This is a genomic window from Pseudemcibacter aquimaris, assembly GCF_028869115.1.
Taxonomy (GTDB): Bacteria; Pseudomonadota; Alphaproteobacteria; order Sphingomonadales; family Emcibacteraceae; genus Pseudemcibacter; species Pseudemcibacter aquimaris.
The window spans coordinates 3,351,648-3,369,470 of sequence record NZ_CP079800.1 but is presented as its reverse complement, the minus strand read 5'-3'; the positions used below and the strand labels follow the sequence as shown (position 1 = coordinate 3,369,470).

Here is a 17,823-nt window from a genome sequence, read left to right as displayed (position 1 = left end):
ACGTTACTGTCTCACCCTATCCCTTAATGCGTCCATGGCAGATCACGACCCTGCCATCCTGTAATGCGTCCACGGTGGCCTTTCTGGTCCGCGTCCCCTTCAAACCCTTCTAGTATATTATAACTGTTCTCATAGCCCATTTCTGTTGCTGCGATCGCTGCAGCGATTGAACGCACCCCCGTACGACATAAGAAAAGAACTGTAGCATCCTTGTTTGGCACCGCCTGCATGAGCTGGGACATAAAATGCGCATTTGGCGCACGGTCCGGGAAACTGACCCATTCAATATAAATTGTATTTTTTGAAAGTGATGATAGATCTGGTTCACCAACACATTTCCATTCTGCCAATGTTCTTACATCAACCAGAACGGTATTTTCATCACTTGATAGAAGGTCCCACGCCTGAGCTGGCGACACGTCACCTTTATATTGTCCTGACATTTCCTACTTATCCCAACTAAATTTACTTTTTTATTCCGACTTTCAGCGCAAAATTTAAAGACAAAAAAATCTTTACTGCAAAACTGCTTTTTACAGGGTGTAGCATGCGCTGATGTCGATAAAATTATTGGTAATACCCTACTCATCAGATGGGGTTCTTGCAATATGAAGAAACACAAAAAATAAAAATAAAACACTACCATATGCCTTGACTTTGGCATGACCTACTAGATGTAGTAGGTCCTCACAAATTCAAATTTTGTCAAATTTTATCAAAAAAGAACATATCGGGAATCTGTGAAACTTACGGGCAAAAAAAAAGCCGACCCCGTTTCGGATCGGCATTTTTATCTCTTTTTTGGGCCATTTTGACCCTAATTTTTAGCGACTCGCGAGAAACATTGGCGCGACTCGAAAAATGGCTTTATTAGCCTAACGCTTTTACGCGTTTCGCAAGACGAGAAACTTTACGTGAAGCTGTTTTCTTATGAAGAACACCTTTAGTCACGCCACGCATTAGCTCTGGCTGAGCTGCTTTAAGTGCGATCTTTGCTTCGTCTGCATTACCTGCTTCAACAGCAAGTTCAACTTTTTTCACATATGTACGAATGCGGCTGCGACGTGCTTTATTGATCACTTCACGTTTTGCATTGCGGCGTACACGCTTTTTAGCTTGTAATGTATTAGCCATATTTAAATTTCCTTGTTCAGAGGACTGTCTCAATACTGCTCGAAATTAAATCATGCAGGAGAATCACGATCCTCAAATACTTTTAATGTCATATTTAATTTGTGGCTTATAAACATGACACCCCCATTGGTCAATAAGCTTTTCCATTTTTCAGCAGAAAAGAAGCGATTAATTTCACTTTTTATGTGTCTTGTCACTATTTTCACCAAATAAAACCCGTTCTATTCAGAATCAATGCTGAATTTATCGCAGGATGATAAAAAAGTAAATTATATCAACCCCCTCGAATCGAATCCGAAAATATCATTTAGGGGATAAGGTGTAAGTTATTCGGGCCAGGCCATTCTTATTAAAAAGATTAAGGGCCAAATTTTCATTTTCACGTTCAGCGATGATGCATTCAACCGCACCCGTTTCACAGTCACCGCTATATATATTCCACCCAAGCGATGGCAGCACCCCATTATAATAAAAGGTGATATCGGCGGTTTTTATGTTTCCATTTGCTTCTGCATTAATAATTCTGCCTTCCGGGCTATCAAATAAAAGGGCCGCATCCTGATTTTCCGTAAGACCAGCCATAAGCGGCAAATCCAGATCACTTAACAAATCGGCCCCTTGCGCATTGGCTAAATTCAGAAAGAATGGAATCATCAATATGGTTCGAATAAATATCTTCATATAACGAGCTTAGCTATTTCTGACATGCAGGGCAATAAAATGTAGAACGCCCACCCTGATTAATCCGGTCTATAATGCCATCACAATCATCGTTTTGGCATTCTTCCCCGTCCCTGCCGTACGCTTTAAACTGATGTTGAAAATATCCAAGATCGCCATCCGCGCCTGCAAAATCCTTTAGACTGGAACCGCCGGCCTCAATCGCACGGTTTAAAATATCCCGAATGAGCGGCACCAACACTTCCGTATCATCAGGTGAAATTTCCTTACCGCGTCGGTGCGGTGAAATTTTCGCCATATTTAGCGCTTCACAGACATAAATATTCCCAAGTCCGACAACGACCTTTTGATTAAGAAGCAGTGCTTTTATGGTTGAGTTACTATTTTTAATTTTTTCAAAAAGATAAGCCCCATTAAATTCATTGCCGAGTGGCTCTGCCGCCATTTCTTTAAAGAGTTTATGGCTATCCAGTTCATTTTCAGCGCAAATAGTCATGATACCAAAACGGCGCGGGTCATTATAGATCGCGAGCATGCCGTCTTCCGTTTCAAAGATCACATGATCATGTTTGGCAAAGGGGGTGTCATCTTTCGCGCGGATCACAAATTTACCGGACATACCAAGATGACAGATAATCACATCCCCCGTATCCAGAAACATTTGTAAATATTTCGCCCGCCTTACGATCGACTTTAAAAGATGCCCTTCAATTCTTTTTACAAAATCAGTGGGGATCGGGATTCGGATATTATCCCGTCTTTGGTGGACTTTTATTATTCTTTTTCCTTCCAAAACTGGGGAAAGTCCGCGTTTTGTGGTTTCAACTTCGGGCAATTCAGGCATTTATGATCAAGCTCATTGATTTATTGATGTTTTCTTCTGGAACAGCATGCAACACTGCGCTATGTTCCGCAATATGACAAATGCAGAAAATACAGAAAATAACGGCACCACCCATTTCGGCTTTTCAACCGTCAAGGAAGAAGAAAAGCAATCAATGGTACGTGGCGTTTTTGACAGTGTCGCTGATAAATATGACATTATGAATGATGTCATGAGCGGCGGACTTCACCGCGTGTGGAAGAACGATTTTATTCGTGACCTGCGCCCGGCGCCGGGAATGCACCTGCTTGATGTGGCGGGTGGAACCGGTGATATTTCATTTCGTTTTTTAAAAGCGGCAAATGAAAGAACATCAGAGGGCGACACCCCCGCCAAAGTAACCATTTGTGATATTAATCATAACATGCTGAAAGAGGGCAAAGCACGCGCCTTGGATCAAGGAATATTCGACCCTATCGATTGGGTCACTGGCAACGCGGAGATGTTGCCTCTTCCAGACCGTAGCGTTGATGCCTATACCATTGCATTCGGCATCAGAAACGTCACCCATATAGATAAAGCGCTCGAAGAAGCCTACCGTGTACTTAAACCGGGCGGTCGTTTCATGTGTCTTGAATTTAGTAAAGTGGATATGCCGCTGCTTAAGCAAATTTATGATGTTTATTCTTTTAAAGTGATCCCACATTTCGGGGAAATGATCACGGGTGATAAAGACAGTTATCAATATCTGGTGGAAAGCATCCGAAAGTTCCCGACACAGGATAAATTTAAAGCCATGATCGAGGCGGCCGGATTTAAAAAAGCAACTTACCGAAATTTATCCGGCGGTATCGTCGCGATCCATTCAGGATGGAAAATTTAATCAATGTTACGTTGGGTTCGCCATATTGGCCGCATTATTAAGGTCGGCTATACACTTTCAAGACATGATGCGTTGATGGATATGGTGGAACTTTTTGGTGAACGGCCAAAGGCGCTCGCCAAATTAACACGTTCCACATTAAAACATGACCCAAACGGTAAACCGGAAACAAAACTGGTCATTGCGTTACAGGATTTGGGGCCAAGCTTCATTAAAATTGGACAGGCCCTTGCCACCCGCCCAGACATCATTGGGCCGGACGTGGCACTTGATCTGTTAAAATTGCAAGATAACGTCCCGCCCTTCTCTGCTGATAAAGCAAGAGAGATTATCGAAGAAGATTTGGGCAATACAATCGAAGAGCTTTTTTCTGAATTTGATAAAGAACCTATTGCCGCGGCCTCTATCGCGCAGGTTCATATGGCCACTACTAAACAAGGCAACAAAGTTGCCGTTAAAGTCTTAAGACCCGGCATTGCAAAAGCTTTTGCCCGAGATCTTGAGGCATTTAGATGGCTTGCGGGCATTGTCGAATTTTTCTCTGCGGAAGCACGCCGCCTGCGCCCGAGTAAAGTGGTTGATACCATTGCCGAAGTCATTGCCCTTGAAATGGATCTTCGTATCGAGGCCGCTGCCGCAGCGGAGCTAAAACAAAACACAAAAGATAATCCCAATTATGACGTACCAACCGTTGATTGGGACCGCACCAGCCGTCAAGTGCTGACCACCAAATGGGTGGATGGCATATCATTTAAAAAACTGGATGACATTAAAAAAGCAGGAATGGACCCGAAAAAGCTCGCTGAAAACCTGGTACAGGGGTTTTTAAGCCAGGCGCTAAATGATGGTTTTTTCCATGCTGACTTGCATCAGGGCAATCTTTTCGCTTGCGACGGCAATAAAGTAATGGCGATTGATTTCGGTATTATGGGCCGCATTGATTTAAAAACCAGAAAAGGTCTTGCCGATATTCTTTACGGTTTTGCCAATCAGGATTATGACCGTATTGCAAAGGCGCATTTTGATTTGGGATATGTTCCGGGTGATCAGGATTACACAAAATTTAAACAAGCCATCCGTGCCATTGGTGAACCGGTGGTCGGTAAACCGCTTCGTGAAATTTCAGCAGGTAAGCTACTCGGCCAGTTGTTTGAAACAACGGCCACATTCAATATGCATACGCAACCGCAGCTTATACTGTTGCAAAAAACCATGGTTACGGCAGAAGGTGTGGCGCTGAATATGAACCCAGATATCAATATGTGGGAAGTATCACGTCCTGTCATAGAAAAATGGGTAAGTGAGAATTTAAACCCGTTTGCGCAAATTAAAAATAGCGCAAATACAGTTTATGAAACCCTTTCAAGATTACCGCAAATTATCGAAGATGTAGAGGATGTCATCCATCAAATGCGGGACATGCAAAGCGGCAAAAACCGCAGACGCAGTTCATTAAAATTATTCCTCTACGGTATTTTGGGTGGCATTATCGGCAGCGCACTGATGTTTTCACTATATATGCTTATTGATTAACGGCACCCAAGTGATTATCTTCTGTAATAGACAACCAGAAAAGGACCATCTGTGGCGGACATCTTAAATGATAAAAGGATATTGCTTGTTATCGGTGGCGGCATCGCGGCATATAAATGCCTTGATTTGATCCGACGCCTGCGTGAACGCGGTGTAAGCATAAAAGCGATCCTGACCAAGGGCGGCTCTGAATTTGTGACCCCGCTATCGGTCAGCAGCCTGATCGAAGATAAAGTATATCAGGATCTTTTTTCCTTAACCGATGAAGCGGAAATGGGTCACATTCGTTTATCGCGTGAAAATGATTTAATTCTTGTAGCACCCGCAACCGCTGACCTTATGGCGAAAATGGCATGTGGCATTGCCGATAATCTGGCAACGACAACATTACTTGCGTCCAATAAACAGATCATGCTTGCGCCCACCATGAACACTGAAATGTGGAAAAATCCAGCCACACAAGCCAATATTGCAACACTAAAAGAACGCGGCATGCTTTTTGTTGATCCCGCTGATGGTGATCTGGCGTGCGGTGAAGTGGGCACTGGGCGCCTCGCAGAAACAGAAGATATCATCGCAACCATAGAAGCTTTTTTTTTAAGCAAAATTGATGGTCCGCTTCGGGGTAAAAAAATTACCGTTACCGCAGGACCAACCCATGAAGATATCGACCCTGTCAGATACATCGCAAACAGATCATCCGGAAAGCAAGGATATACCATCGCATCAAAGCTTGCCCAACTTGGCGCAGACGTAACGCTCATTTCAGGGCCAACCAACCTTGCCACGCCAAATCATGTGAAACGTATCAACGTCACATCCGCTAATGAAATGATGGAAAATACTGAAAACACCCTTCCCGCGGATGTGGTGATATGTGTTGCGGCCGTGGCCGATTGGCATGTTAAAAACGCAGGTGAGCAAAAAATTAAAAAACAAAATGGCGAATTTCCAGCACTGGAATTCGGTGAAAACCCTGACATATTAAAAAGTATTTCCAATCACGTTACCCGCCCGGGTCTGGTGATCGGTTTTGCCGCCGAAACAGAAAATGTTTTGGATCACGCGAAAGCAAAACTTGATAAAAAAGGCTGTGACTGGATCGTGGCCAATGATGTATCGGGTGACGTGATGGGTGGTGATGATAATCAAATTCACTTGATCACCAATTCTGGTATTGATACATGGCCTTTAATGGATAAAAATTCAGTTGCCGCAAAACTGGCATCAAAAATTGAAGAATATTTTAAGGAATAAATATGACAACTGTCGCAATTCAAATTTTACCTCATGGTGAGGGATTGAAATTACCGGAATATGAAACCAAAAACAGTGCTGGTATGGACCTGATGTCCGCAATTGCGGATGGTGAAGAACTTGTGCTCGCGCCGGGCAAAAGATTGCTTGTGCCAACCGGTTTTGCCATGGCACTTGCTGACGGTTACGAAGCACAAGTAAGACCACGTTCTGGCCTCGCGTGGAAAAATGGCGTCACTGTACTGAATACACCAGGTACCATTGACGCGGATTACCGCGGCGAGGTTAAAGTCATACTTGTAAACCTTAGCGACGAAGATTTCGTTATCACACGCGGCATGCGCATTGCACAAATGGTTATCGCCCCTGTGACACAGATCACATGGAATAAACAAGACAGCCTTGATGAAACGGCCCGTGGCGCTGGCGGATTTGGATCAACAGGAACAAAATCATGACCGATACAGTAAACCTAACCATAGAAGGTGCAACAAGCACCATTCCCGCAGAAGAACTTACCATTGAACGCATTATCGCCGAAGCCAGAAGCGTCGGATACGAAGAGTTTAGTGTTTTTTGCAATGATAAAGAAATTAAAGGACCGGATGACCTGCGGATTATTCCCGGTGCCGATTATGTCATCACGCCCCCTGAAGAAGAGCTAAACATTGATGACATCGAATATGAAGTAATCGAAGAAACGGACCTCGATGAAACTGACTGATGAACAGCTTGAACGTTATGCCCGCCATATCATTTTAAAAGAGGTCGGTGGCCCAGGTCAGCAAGCATTGATGAATGCAAAAGTTCTTGTGATCGGCGCAGGTGGCCTTGGCAGCCCATTACTGATGTATCTGGCCGCAGCCGGCATTGGCACCATCGGCATTATCGATGATGACACTGTTGATTTAAGCAACCTGCAACGTCAGATTATTCATAAGACGGATGCACTTGATACGTCAAAAGTTGAAAGTGCCGCCAATTCAATTCACGAAATCAATCCTGATATACAAGTCAATGTGTATGCGGAACGGTTAACGGATGACAATGCGGAAAAGATCATTTCAGAATATGATCTCGTCGCCGATGGTTGTGATAATTTCACCACCCGTTTTCTGGTGAATGACACCTGTTTAAAGTTAGAAAAGCCGCTTATTTCCGGTGCGCTTAGCCAATTTGACGGACAACTTGCCACATTCAAAGGATATGAACACGATAAGCCCTGCTATCGCTGTCTTGTCCCTGATCATCCACAAGGGGTATTAAGCTGCGCGGAAGCGGGCATTCTTGGTGCAGTTGCTGGTGTTGTTGGCACCATGCAGGCCGTTGAAGTTTTAAAAGAAATTCTTGAAATTGGTGACGGGCTTGCTGGAAAATTGCTAATTTATGATGCACTTTCCGCCACCAGCCGCACAATCAAACTGCCAAAAGATCCTGGCTGTAAATATTGTAATTAGCTAATCAGCTAATTACTCTGTCTCTAGGGCTATGGCCATCAAGGAATGTTTTCACGTTGATGATTACTTTTTCACCCATGGCTTGCCTTGCTTCCATGGTTGCTGACCCCAGATGCGGTGCCATCACAACATTTTCAAGAGTCATGAAGCCTTTATTAACTTTCGGCTCATCCACATAAACATCAAGTCCGGCACCCGCAATATCGCCATTTGTTAGCATTGTAATCAATGCCTCTTCATCAATCACTTCACCGCGCGCGGTGTTGATTAAATATGCATGTTTTTGCATTAACCCAAGTCTATGTTCAGACATCAATTGATGGGTTTCTTCGGTATAAGGGCAATTCAGCGAAACAACATCCATTTTCATAATCATGTGATCCAGACCATCCCAGAATGTGGCATCCAGATTATTTGCAATGACTTCTTCGATCGGGTTGCGATTATGATAATGGATTTCCATACCGAACGCTTTTGCACGCATGGCAAAGGCCTGACCAATACGCCCCATGCCGATGATCCCTAATTTTTTTCCAGAAAGGCGCGCGCCCCTCAGCTGTGTTGGCGCCCAGCCATCCCAATTACCGGCGCGTAATATTCTTTCCCCTTCTGACATGCGGCGCATGATGGATAACATTAAACCCATCGCCATATCAGCCGTATCATCGGTTAAAACACCCGGGGTGTTTGTCACGGTAATCATCCTGTTTCGCGCAGTGACCAGATCGATATGATTTACGCCCACCCCAAAATTGGCAATCATTTTTAAATCAGGCCCGGCTGCATTTATCACATCCCGATCAATTTTATCGGTTACTGTGGGAACTAAAACGCTTGCCTGTGACACCGCGTCAATTAGTTCTTCCTTGGAAAAGGCATGATCATCCTCGTTTAATTTAATATTAAACAGGGTTTTCATTCTTTCTTCGACCTGATCCGGAAGTTTGCGTGTTACAATAACAAGTGGTTTCATATGGTTGTCCCAAATTTTTAATTGATTAAAAGAAACTATTTAACTGAAATTTAAAAATCAATGAAAAAGCAGTCTTGACGTCACGAGTAATACATTACATAAATTCAAACCATGATATATAAAACATTCAAAAAATCAGTGCTCGGAACAGCACTAATGTCATTATTAATCACGGTCCCTGTGCATTCACAAAACTCAGAAAGCACGATGGGGGCATCCGGCTATCCGCTGCCCAGATTTATGACGCTTGTGAATGACAAAACAAATATGCGTACTGGTCCGGGCCTGGAATATCCGATCGACTGGATTTATTTAAAAGAAGATTATCCGTTAAAAGTCGTCGCTGAATACGGAAACTGGCGTAAGGTCGAAGACGTCGATGGTTCAACCGGCTGGATTTTAAGATCGCTGCTTTCGTTAAAACGATATGGCGTTATTCAAAACGGCACACAAAATTTATATAAATCCGCCGATAACAGACGACAAATTGTCGTTGCCGCAGAACAAGACGTTCTTGGCACCATAAACCAATGCGCAGAAAACTGGTGCGAAATGGAAGTTGGCGGCTTTACCGGATGGATCAATACTGAAAATATCTGGGGCGCATTAAGTCAGGAAAATTTTGATTAATACTGTGTTATCAGTATTACTGATCTTCCACATGTACGACGACATTAACGGCTGATATTTTCTTGCCCGATGGAATATTCGGCAATTTCGAAATAATCAATTCATCAGACGATAAATCATGCAAATGTTCATCTTGCGCGAAATAAAGATGGTGATGATCTGACGTATTTGTATCAAAATAAGTACAATTACTATCAACAATCACCTCTTTCAAAAGGCCTGCTTCTGTGAATTGATGTAATGTGTTGTAAATCGTCGCCAGTGAAACTTTGGCCCCGGTACCATTTACCTCGTTATGCAGTACTTCCGCCGTAACATGGCGATTGTCCCCATCGAAAAGTAACTTCGCAAGTGCCAGACGTTGACGCGTTGGTCTTAAGCCTGCCCCCTGTAAACACTTTAACGCTTTTGAATAAGGTCTATCCATTTTTTACCCATATATTTTATAATTTTGACCTTATGCTACACCGATGTTTTTTCATATTCAAGTATATGAAAAATATTAATCCCCCGTAGCAATTCTTTCCATTAATTCCTTTACTGTTGGAATATATCCATTGCTATAGAACGGATCAGTAGCAAAATTAAATGCTGCATGTCCCGCAAACATTAGATTGTCTTCAAGCGAACCACCATGAGCAATATTCATCAGTGATTTCTGAATACAGAAACTTCTTGGATCTGCACCGCGGCCTGTCGAATAATTTGTATCCGGATTTTGTGACCAATTGGAAAACTTACATTGGCTTAAGCAACCCATGCAGTCTTTTTGATCCTTACGGATTTCTGCGGCTTCCGGTTCTGTCACAAGAATTAATGTATCATCCGGCGTACGCATGGATGTATCAAATCCTTTTTCCACCCACTCAAGAACGCTCGCTTTATCATCTTCTTTAACGAAATATTTCTTTTTGCCGATGGCAACTTCAGTATTGAACGCTTCATCAACGCCCGCTTTGCGGCGGAACTCTACCTGACGTTCACTTCTAGCTTCAAGATCACGAAGAAGCTTGTTACGCACAGCAGAGGAATAAAAACCTGTCGGGCTAAAGCGGTGAAGAAGCACATCGCCTTCACCCAATGATAGTAATCTATCTTTCCATCCTTGTGGAATTGGGCTTTCTTTCGTTAAGAGCGGACGCGTACCATATTGGAAAGCTACCAAGCCAACTTCCGGATTATCAAACCAATGTTCCCAGTCACGCAGATACCAAACACCACCCGCCATAAGAATAGGAACATGTTCCAAACCAAATTTATTCATCATTTTACGAAGGGCGACGACACGTGGATATGGGTCTTGTGGCTCAAACGGATCTTCCGCGTTTGAAAGTCCATTATGACCACCCGCAAGCCACGGATCTTCATACACAACGCCACCAAGCCATTCGCCATAATTCTTATATGCACGCTTCCAAAGAATGCCAAAGGCACGCGCTGATGAAATAATCGGATGGAAATAGACTTTATGATTTGCCGCAATTTCAGCAAGTTTATAAGGCATACCCGCGCCACAGGTAATCCCATGAACGAGGCCTTTTGCACCATCAAGAACCCCTTCAAGGACAGGCTCAGCGCCGCCCATTTCCCAAAGTACGTTAATATGGATACGGCCTTTGCCGCCCGCGATATCATGGGCGTCTTTTACCTGACGAACACCGCCATCAATACCATATTGAATAAGCTCTGCATGGCGTTCAATTCGGGTTTTACCGTGGTAAATTTGTGGGATTACTTCGCCATTTTCATCAAAGTTATCAGCATTCACACAAGATACTGTACCGACACCACCCGCAGCGGCCCATGCCCCTGCACTTGCACCATTGGTCGCTGAGATGCCCTTGCCCCCCTCCACTAGTGGAAGTACCTCGCTACCTGAAATATTCAATGAATTTAAAGCTTTCATATTATCCCTTTACCGTAAACCCCTGTTTACGGGTGCCGGACGAACTTTCGCCCGGCGAACCTCTATATTTTTTACTCGTCAGCGCCTTCTTCGGCTGCTTCCTTTTCCTTGGCTTCGTCATTGATGACGGCCTTCATGCTTAGACGCACTTTACCGCGATCATCAATACCAAGTACTTTCACTTTTACAACGTCGCCTTCATTAACAACGTCAGTGACTTGTTTAACACGCTCATTGGCCATTTCACTGATGTGAACAAGACCGTCACGGCTACCAAGGAAGTTCACGAATGCACCGAAGTCAACAGTTTTGACCACTTTACCTTCGTAAGTAACGCCAACTTCTGGCTCTGCAACGATACCATTGATCCAATCCATGGCCGCTTTAATCGCTGCTGCATCCGGTGATGAAACATTAACAACACCGTCATCATCAATATCAACTTTGGCGCCTGTTACTTCGCAAATCTCACGAATAACTTTACCGCCAGTACCGATGATTTCACGGATCTTGTCTTTCTTCACCTGAATGGTTTCAATGCGTGGTGCATAGTCGCTCATTTCTTCGCGAGCACCATCAAGTGCTTCATTCATCGCTTCAAGAATTGTTGCACGGCCACCTTTGGCTTGCTCAAGAGCATCGCTCATAATGTCTTTGGTAATACCGGTAATTTTGATATCCATCTGTAGTGATGTGATACCTTCTGTTGTACCGGCTACTTTAAAGTCCATATCACCAAGGTGATCCTCATCACCAAGAATATCTGAAAGAACGGCATAATCATCGCCTTCTTTAATCAGGCCCATGGCAATACCGGAAACCGGACGTTTGATCGGAACACCTGCATCCATTAAAGATAGTGATGTACCACAAACAGTTGCCATTGATGATGAACCGTTTGATTCAGTAATTTCAGAAACAACACGGATAGTATACGGGAAATCTTCCTTACTTGGAAGAACCGCATTCACCGCACGCCATGCAAGCTTACCGTGACCAATTTCGCGGCGACCAGTAAAGCCCATACGACCAACTTCACCAACAGAATAAGGCGGGAAGTTGTAATGAAGCATAAAGCTGCGTTTTGTTGTGCCTGTAAGCGCGTCAATAAATTGTTCATCATCCGCTGTACCAAGTGTCGCCACACAAATTGATTGTGTTTCACCGCGCGTGAATAGCGCAGAACCGTGTGTACGAGGTAGGATGTTTACTTCACCAATTACCTGACGAACCGTATCAAGGTCACGACCATCAATACGCTTCTTGGTTTTGATGATGTCGCCACGAACGATATCTTTTTCAAGATCTTTTAGGATGCCACCAACAAGAATTTCTTGTGCTTCATCACCCTCTTCAACAAACTTTTCTTTAACGGCGTCTTTTACTTCGGAAATTTTTCCAACGCGTGCTTGCTTGTCTGTTTCAGCGTATGCATCACGAAGACCAGCTTCTGCCATTGCTTTAATGTCAGCGATCAATGCACTGTGGTCTTCTTCTTCAGGAAGCTCCCATGGATCATTTGCTGCAACTTCAGCAAGCTCGATAATGGCTTCGATAACCACTTGCATTTGCTCGTGACCGAACATCACAGCACCAAGCATAATTTCTTCAGAAAGCTCGTTTGCTTCTGATTCAACCATAAGAACCGCATCGCGTGTACCCGCGACAACAAGATCAAGATCTGAATTTTCAAGCTCTTCTTCGGTTGGATTAAGAACATATTCGCCGTCGATATAACCAACGCGGGCACCAGCAATTGGCCCCATGAACGGCAGACCGGATAATGTTAGGGCAGCGGATGTACCAACAATTGCTGCGATATCCGGGTTATTTTCCATATCGTGGCTCATTACAGTAGCAGCCACCTGTGTTTCATTTTTAAATGAAGGCACAAAAAGCGGACGGATCGGACGATCGATTAAGCGACAGATCAGTGTTTCGTCTTCGCTTGGGCGTCCTTCACGTTTAAAAAAACCGCCTGGTATTTTACCGGCGGAGTACGCTTTTTCTTGATAATTAACTGTTAGTGGGAAGAAATCGATACCCGCTTTTGCTTTTTTCGCGGCTGTAACAGCTGTAAATACTGATGTCTCTCCGTATGTGACCATAACGGCACCAGCAGCCTGGCGAGCAATTTGTCCTGTTTCGATTTTAAGCGGGCGACCGCCCCATGTGATTTCTACTTTGTTTTTATTAAACATATATCTCTCTACTTTCTTACGGCTTTAATTTTTGATATGCGGGTTCGGGCCCATCCCAAACCCACAAAATCAAAAAGCCTTACATAACCCCTATGGTCATGCTTATTTTTATTTGCGAAGACCCAGTCTCTTAATAAGATCTTGGTAACGTGCTTCGTCTTTGCCTTTTAGATAATCAAGCAGCTTGCGGCGCTTGTTAACAAGCATAAGAAGACCGCGGCGTGAGTGGTTATCTTTTTTGTGTGTTTTAAAATGTTCTGTAAGGTGTACAATTCTGTGTGTAAGAATAGCAACTTGAACTTCTGGGGAACCTGTATCGCCTTCTTTTGTGGCGTACTCTTTGATTAGTTCCTGTTTTTTTTCTGCAGTAATCGACATCGGTAACTCCTTTAAAAAATCATAAATTAAAAACCCGAACCGGTTTCAAAAAATCATCCTTAAATTCACATAAGGCTATTATTTTTTCACCTAACATGGCTTTATAAAGCCCTGCTGTTCGGTTTGAAGCTGCAACCTCCCCTGATGGAATAAATCCACCGTTTTTTAGGTAAGCTGCTTGATCCTCGGTTACGGCCAGTGCCAAGATGTCGTCTAGCACGGTCACAACATTAAGAATCCACCCTTCAAGCGGCGCACTATGTACTAATTCTTCAAGCTTTTCCAGTGAAATCGTATCACTTTCCCCAAATGGGCCAACTTTGGTACGTCTCAACATGGAAATATAGCCAAATGCCCCCATTTTCCTTGCCATATCACGCCCAAGTGACCGTACATACGTCCCTTTTGAGCATTCAACCTCGAATGTGGCATCAGTTTCATTTGATTCTATTAGTTTCAAATCAAAAATTTCTACTTCACGTTCTTTAATTTCTACTTCTATTCCCTCTCGGGCAAGGTCATAAGCCCGCTTACCATCAATTTTAATGGCACTGAATGCAGGCGGCCTTTGACGGATTATACCCGTGAAAGATGGCAGTATTATTTCAATATCTTTTTCAGTGGGTCTGACATCATTTTTTTCTGTGATGTCGCCTTCAAGATCATCTGTTGTGCGTTCCTCACCCCATGTCACAGTAAAACGATACTGTTTCCGTGCATCCATTAAAAAAGGGATTGTCTTTGTGGCTTCACCAAAAGCAATGGGAAGTACCCCAGTTGCCAGCGGGTCAAGGGTTCCGGCATGCCCGGCTTTTTGAGCTTTGGTTAGATAACGGCATTTCCCCACAACCTTGGTTGAACCCATTTCATAGGGCTTATCAATGACGACCCAACCATCAATTTTTTCGCCTTTGCGTTTTCTAGCCATTAATCATCTTTTGCCAGATCGCGGGCCACATGATCACTATTCAAGAGAGCTTCGATATGATCCGCTTCACCAAAACTATGGTCAGATGTGAATTTCAAGTTTGGCAGATATTTCATACGTACCATTTTGGAAAGCTGGCCGCGGATATATTTGCTATTGCTATTCAGTGCCGCAACCACTTCCGTTTCATTGATGCCACCAAGTGGCATAACAAATATGGTCGCGTTCCTAAGATCAGGGCTACAGCGTACTTCAGTCACCGTAACAGAAACATCGCTTAATGCTTCATCACGAATTTCACCGCGTGATAAAATATCGGATAGCGCATGGCGAATATTTTCACCAACACGTAACACACGTGTGCTTGGCCCTTCGCTGTTGTTAAATCGTGATCTGGACATTTTCTGGAATCCTTAAATAAAAAACGGCTTCCCCACAATTTTTAAAGGGAAGCCGAATTAACCTTAAAAGAACGACTTAAAGGCTACGCTCGATTTCCTCGACTGTGTAACATTCAATAACGTCGCCGACCTTCATATCATTGTAACTGGCGAAGTTCATTCCGCACTCTACGCCACTTTCAACTTCCTTAACGGCATCTTTAAAGCGGCGAAGTGAACCAAGGTCACCTTCGTATACAACCACATCATCACGCAACAAGCGCGCCTTTGCACCTTGTCTAACAACACCACTGGTGACAAGACAACCGGCCGCTTTACCCTTACCAGCGTTAAAGATATCAAGCACTTCAGCCGTACCGATGATTGTTTCCTTAACATCCGGCGCAAGCATGCCAGACATCACAGCCTTAATGTCATCAATCAGGTCATAAATGATTGAATAATAACGAATTTCGACGCCTTCGTGATGGGCTTGATCGGCAGCATTACGGCTCGCACGAACGTTAAAGCCGATAACCGGTGCACCCGTTGCAATCGCAAGACCAATATCAGTTTCACTGATGCCGCCTACGCCGCTATGAACGATTTTACAGCGCACTTCGTCAGTATTTAATTGCTCAAGTGAACTTTCAATAGCACCAAGTGAACCTTGTACATCAGCTTTAAGTAGCACTGGAACTGTTGAGATTTCAGCTTCTTTAAGCTTATCAAACATGTTTTCAAGGCTTGCTTGTGGTGTTTTATTCTTGTCGTCTTTGATTTTCTTCAGACGGAAATCAACAACACTACGTGCTTTTGCTTCGTCATCAACAACAACAAAATCATCACCCGCACCCGGCGCGCTATCAAGACCCAGCAGCTCAACCGGTGTTGATGGGCCAGCTTCTTTTAATTGTGAACCACGGTCATCAACAAGAGCACGTACACGGCCCCATGCTGTTCCGGCGACAAGCACATCACCCACTTTAAGCGTACCGCGCTGAATAATCACTGTTGCAACCGCACCACGGCCCTTATCAAGCTTGGCTTCAACCACTGCACCATTTGCTGTACGGTTCGGGTTAGCTTTAAGATCATTAAGTTCTGCTTGCAGAAGAATTGCTTCTTCAAGTTTATCAAGACCGGTACCTTGCTTGGCGGAAACCTCGATATCAAGAATTTCACCGCCCATGCTTTCCACGAAAACTTCGTGTTGCAATAGGTCCTGACGCACTTTCATCGGGTTCGCACCCGGCGCATCCATTTTATTGATCGCAACAACAATTGGAACTTCCGCTGCTTTTGCATGTGAAATTGCCTCGATCGTCTGTGGCATAATGCCGTCATCCGCGGCAACCACAAGCACCACAATATCAGTGACTTGTGCACCGCGTGCACGCATCGCCGTAAAGGCGGCATGGCCAGGTGTATCAAGGAATGTAATCTTATCGCCTGATGCAAGTTTAATCTGATAGGCGCCGATATGCTGCGTGATACCGCCTGCTTCGCCCTCGGTTACACTTGTTTTACGAAGCGCATCAAGGATCGATGTTTTACCATGATCAACGTGCCCCATTACGGTCACAACTGGTGCGCGTGGCTCTAGATCTGTATCTGCATCTTCAGGGCCGCCAAGATCGGTTTCAACGTCAGAGGCACTAATGCGTTTTAATTTATGGCCAAATTCTTCAACGATCAGCTCTGCCACATCATGATCAACCTGATCATTTGGACCTAACATTTCACCCATTTTCATCAATGCACGTGTCACATCAACGGTTTTTTCCGTCATACGGTTTGCAAGTTCCGCCACAGTAATATGATCAGGCACAACCACTTCACGGTAAACTTTTTTCGCAGGCTCCACGAGGCCGCTTTGGCGTCTTTCTTTCGCGCGTTTACGCTTTAATGACGCAAGACTGCGTTGACGTTCCATATTACCAGAAAGCGCCTGTGTCACCGTTAGTTTACCACCGCGACGGCGATTATCATCCATGCGGCTTTTCTTAACTTCTGGACGTTTTGGCACTTCTTTTGCAACTGGCTTCGGTGCAGGCGCAGGCTTAGCGGGCGCCTTTGCTGCAACTTTTGCCGCTTGTGCTTTCGCTTCTGCCTCTGCAATTTTCTTAGCTTCAGCTTCGGCTTTTTTCTTCATTTCAAGGTCAGCTTTACGCTTTGCTTCGTCCACTTCAGGCTTTGGCTTGGCTGGCGGTTCTGCCTTGGCTTTTTTCTTATTTTCTTCAGCCTCTTTCGCAAGACGTTCTGCTTTTGCGGCGTCCTCTACGGCTTTACGCTTTGCTTCCTCGGCTGCCTTTTTCGCTTTCGCGTCAGCATCTTTTTGTGCTTGTTCTAAAACTTTCGCGCGTTTTTCACGCTCACTATCAGAAAGACCGCCTGTGTTCTTTTCTTCAACCGGTGCCGGTGCTGGTTTCTTTTCCGCATCAAATGGTGTTTTGATAATGGATTTTGGCTTTGCAGATTGTGTTTCAGGCGCAGCTTTTTGGCCAGGCATAATCAATTTCTTTTTGCGCTGAACCACAACACCACTTGCACCGCCACCAGCACTTAAGGTGCCAGAAGGCTTCATCTGAAGCGTTTTACGCCCAGATGTTGATAGTGGTGTTTTTTTCTTTTTATCGTCACTCATTCTTTTTTCGCC

19 protein-coding genes are annotated in these 17,823 nt (G+C 44.2%); 7 read left to right on the top strand and 12 right to left on the bottom strand.

The window, feature by feature from the left end; translation table 11 throughout:
- Window positions 1–23: 23 nt before the first annotated feature.
- From KW060_RS15830 to mutM, 4 genes are all read right to left on the bottom strand, one after another.
- A complete protein-coding gene (locus KW060_RS15830) occupies window positions 24–443 on the bottom strand; it encodes a rhodanese-like domain-containing protein (protein WP_249036420.1) in 420 nt (139 codons plus the stop codon).
- Window positions 444–870: 427 nt separating this feature from the next.
- Window positions 871–1,134, bottom strand: a complete 264-nt coding sequence (rpsT, locus tag KW060_RS15825; protein ID WP_249036419.1) for a 30S ribosomal protein S20 — start codon at window positions 1,132–1,134, stop codon at window positions 871–873.
- A gap of 303 nt (window positions 1,135–1,437) precedes the next feature.
- Window positions 1,438–1,788, bottom strand: coding sequence for a hypothetical protein (locus tag KW060_RS15820; protein ID WP_249036418.1), 351 nt, complete (start codon window positions 1,786–1,788; stop codon window positions 1,438–1,440).
- 40 nt (window positions 1,789–1,828) lie between these two features.
- Complete coding sequence (gene mutM, locus KW060_RS15815; RefSeq protein WP_249036417.1) at window positions 1,829–2,659, bottom strand: bifunctional DNA-formamidopyrimidine glycosylase/DNA-(apurinic or apyrimidinic site) lyase; 831 nt, start codon at window positions 2,657–2,659, stop codon at window positions 1,829–1,831.
- Between the two features lie 46 nt (window positions 2,660–2,705).
- On the opposite strand from mutM, the gene ubiE reads away from it, so the two are divergent.
- Genes ubiE through KW060_RS15785 form a run of 6 tightly spaced genes read left to right on the top strand, consistent with a single transcriptional unit; the run spans window position 2,706 to window position 7,768 of the window.
- Window positions 2,706–3,521: a bifunctional demethylmenaquinone methyltransferase/2-methoxy-6-polyprenyl-1,4-benzoquinol methylase UbiE gene (ubiE, locus tag KW060_RS15810; RefSeq protein WP_249036416.1), complete on the top strand. Its 816-nt coding sequence runs from the start codon at window positions 2,706–2,708 to the stop codon at window positions 3,519–3,521.
- Window positions 3,522–3,524: 3 nt separating this feature from the next.
- Entirely contained in the window at window positions 3,525–5,054 is a 1,530-nt protein-coding gene (ubiB, locus tag KW060_RS15805) for a 2-polyprenylphenol 6-hydroxylase (protein WP_249036415.1), read from the top strand.
- A gap of 51 nt (window positions 5,055–5,105) precedes the next feature.
- A complete protein-coding gene (coaBC, locus tag KW060_RS15800) occupies window positions 5,106–6,311 on the top strand; it encodes a bifunctional phosphopantothenoylcysteine decarboxylase/phosphopantothenate--cysteine ligase CoaBC (RefSeq protein ID WP_249036414.1) in 1,206 nt (401 codons plus the stop codon).
- Between the two features lie 2 nt (window positions 6,312–6,313).
- Window positions 6,314–6,769, top strand: a complete 456-nt coding sequence (gene dut, locus KW060_RS15795; protein ID WP_249036413.1) for a dUTP diphosphatase — start codon at window positions 6,314–6,316, stop codon at window positions 6,767–6,769.
- Window positions 6,766–7,035 (top strand): hypothetical protein, encoded by a 270-nt coding sequence (locus KW060_RS15790; RefSeq protein ID WP_249036412.1) that lies wholly within the window; start codon window positions 6,766–6,768, stop codon window positions 7,033–7,035. The genes dut and KW060_RS15790 overlap by 4 nt, the downstream gene beginning before the upstream one ends.
- A complete protein-coding gene (locus KW060_RS15785; RefSeq protein WP_249036411.1) occupies window positions 7,022–7,768 on the top strand; it encodes a HesA/MoeB/ThiF family protein in 747 nt (248 codons plus the stop codon). Before KW060_RS15790 ends, KW060_RS15785 begins: the two co-directional genes overlap by 14 nt.
- A 4-nt stretch (window positions 7,769–7,772) precedes the next feature.
- Here KW060_RS15785 and KW060_RS15780 read toward each other — a convergent pair whose 3' ends face one another.
- Window positions 7,773–8,741, bottom strand: coding sequence for a 2-hydroxyacid dehydrogenase (locus KW060_RS15780; RefSeq protein ID WP_249036410.1), 969 nt, complete (start codon window positions 8,739–8,741; stop codon window positions 7,773–7,775).
- 156 nt (window positions 8,742–8,897) lie between these two features.
- Here KW060_RS15780 and KW060_RS15775 point away from each other — a divergent pair, with 156 nt between their 5' ends.
- A complete protein-coding gene (locus KW060_RS15775; protein ID WP_249036409.1) occupies window positions 8,898–9,371 on the top strand; it encodes an SH3 domain-containing protein in 474 nt (157 codons plus the stop codon).
- A gap of 16 nt (window positions 9,372–9,387) precedes the next feature.
- On the opposite strand, the gene irrA is transcribed toward KW060_RS15775, so the two are convergent.
- The 7 genes from irrA to infB all read right to left on the bottom strand — a co-directional run bounded on the left by irrA (window position 9,388) and on the right by infB (window position 17,811).
- Window positions 9,388–9,798 carry an iron response transcriptional regulator IrrA gene (gene irrA, locus KW060_RS15770; RefSeq protein ID WP_249036408.1) on the bottom strand — a complete coding sequence of 137 codons (411 nt, stop codon included), beginning with the start codon at window positions 9,796–9,798 and terminating at the stop codon, window positions 9,388–9,390.
- Window positions 9,799–9,873: 75 nt separating this feature from the next.
- On the bottom strand, window positions 9,874–11,277 hold the full coding sequence (locus KW060_RS15765) for an NAD(P)H-dependent flavin oxidoreductase (RefSeq protein ID WP_249036407.1): 1,404 nt from the start codon (window positions 11,275–11,277) through the stop codon (window positions 9,874–9,876).
- A gap of 71 nt (window positions 11,278–11,348) precedes the next feature.
- Window positions 11,349–13,478: a polyribonucleotide nucleotidyltransferase gene (gene pnp / locus KW060_RS15760; protein ID WP_249036406.1), complete on the bottom strand. Its 2,130-nt coding sequence runs from the start codon at window positions 13,476–13,478 to the stop codon at window positions 11,349–11,351.
- A gap of 108 nt (window positions 13,479–13,586) precedes the next feature.
- Entirely contained in the window at window positions 13,587–13,856 is a 270-nt protein-coding gene (gene rpsO / locus KW060_RS15755) for a 30S ribosomal protein S15 (RefSeq protein WP_249036405.1), read from the bottom strand.
- Between the two features lie 19 nt (window positions 13,857–13,875).
- Window positions 13,876–14,784, bottom strand: a complete 909-nt coding sequence (gene truB / locus KW060_RS15750) for a tRNA pseudouridine(55) synthase TruB (protein ID WP_249036404.1) — start codon at window positions 14,782–14,784, stop codon at window positions 13,876–13,878.
- Window positions 14,784–15,185 (bottom strand): 30S ribosome-binding factor RbfA, encoded by a 402-nt coding sequence (gene rbfA / locus KW060_RS15745; RefSeq protein WP_249036403.1) that lies wholly within the window; start codon window positions 15,183–15,185, stop codon window positions 14,784–14,786. Before rbfA ends, truB begins: the two co-directional genes overlap by 1 nt.
- Before the next feature lie 76 nt (window positions 15,186–15,261).
- On the bottom strand, window positions 15,262–17,811 hold the full coding sequence (infB, locus tag KW060_RS15740; protein WP_249036402.1) for a translation initiation factor IF-2: 2,550 nt from the start codon (window positions 17,809–17,811) through the stop codon (window positions 15,262–15,264).
- Window positions 17,812–17,823: the final 12 nt, after the last annotated feature.

Bases quoted from the DNA above. Each gene is read 5' to 3' on its own strand.
- KW060_RS15830 (WP_249036420.1), bottom strand. From the start codon at position 443: ATGTCAGGACAATATAAAGGTGACGTGTCGCCAGCTCAGGCGTGGGAC.
- rpsT (WP_249036419.1), bottom strand. From the start codon at position 1,134: ATGGCTAATACATTACAAGCTAAAAAGCGTGTACGCCGCAATGCAAAA.
- KW060_RS15820 (WP_249036418.1), bottom strand. From the start codon at position 1,788: ATGATTCCATTCTTTCTGAATTTAGCCAATGCGCAAGGGGCCGATTTG.
- mutM (WP_249036417.1), bottom strand. From the start codon at position 2,659: ATGCCTGAATTGCCCGAAGTTGAAACCACAAAACGCGGACTTTCCCCA.
- ubiE (WP_249036416.1), top strand. From the start codon at position 2,706: ATGCAACACTGCGCTATGTTCCGCAATATGACAAATGCAGAAAATACA.
- ubiB (WP_249036415.1), top strand. From the start codon at position 3,525: ATGTTACGTTGGGTTCGCCATATTGGCCGCATTATTAAGGTCGGCTAT.
- dut (WP_249036413.1), top strand. From the start codon at position 6,314: ATGACAACTGTCGCAATTCAAATTTTACCTCATGGTGAGGGATTGAAA.
- KW060_RS15790 (WP_249036412.1), top strand. From the start codon at position 6,766: ATGACCGATACAGTAAACCTAACCATAGAAGGTGCAACAAGCACCATT.
- KW060_RS15785 (WP_249036411.1), top strand. From the start codon at position 7,022: ATGAAACTGACTGATGAACAGCTTGAACGTTATGCCCGCCATATCATT.
- KW060_RS15780 (WP_249036410.1), bottom strand. From the start codon at position 8,741: ATGAAACCACTTGTTATTGTAACACGCAAACTTCCGGATCAGGTCGAA.
- KW060_RS15775 (WP_249036409.1), top strand. From the start codon at position 8,898: ATGTCATTATTAATCACGGTCCCTGTGCATTCACAAAACTCAGAAAGC.
- irrA (WP_249036408.1), bottom strand. From the start codon at position 9,798: ATGGATAGACCTTATTCAAAAGCGTTAAAGTGTTTACAGGGGGCAGGC.
- KW060_RS15765 (WP_249036407.1), bottom strand. From the start codon at position 11,277: ATGAAAGCTTTAAATTCATTGAATATTTCAGGTAGCGAGGTACTTCCA.
- pnp (WP_249036406.1), bottom strand. From the start codon at position 13,478: ATGTTTAATAAAAACAAAGTAGAAATCACATGGGGCGGTCGCCCGCTT.
- rpsO (WP_249036405.1), bottom strand. From the start codon at position 13,856: ATGTCGATTACTGCAGAAAAAAAACAGGAACTAATCAAAGAGTACGCC.
- truB (WP_249036404.1), bottom strand. From the start codon at position 14,784: ATGGCTAGAAAACGCAAAGGCGAAAAAATTGATGGTTGGGTCGTCATT.
- rbfA (WP_249036403.1), bottom strand. From the start codon at position 15,185: ATGTCCAGATCACGATTTAACAACAGCGAAGGGCCAAGCACACGTGTG.
- infB (WP_249036402.1), bottom strand. From the start codon at position 17,811: ATGAGTGACGATAAAAAGAAAAAAACACCACTATCAACATCTGGGCGT.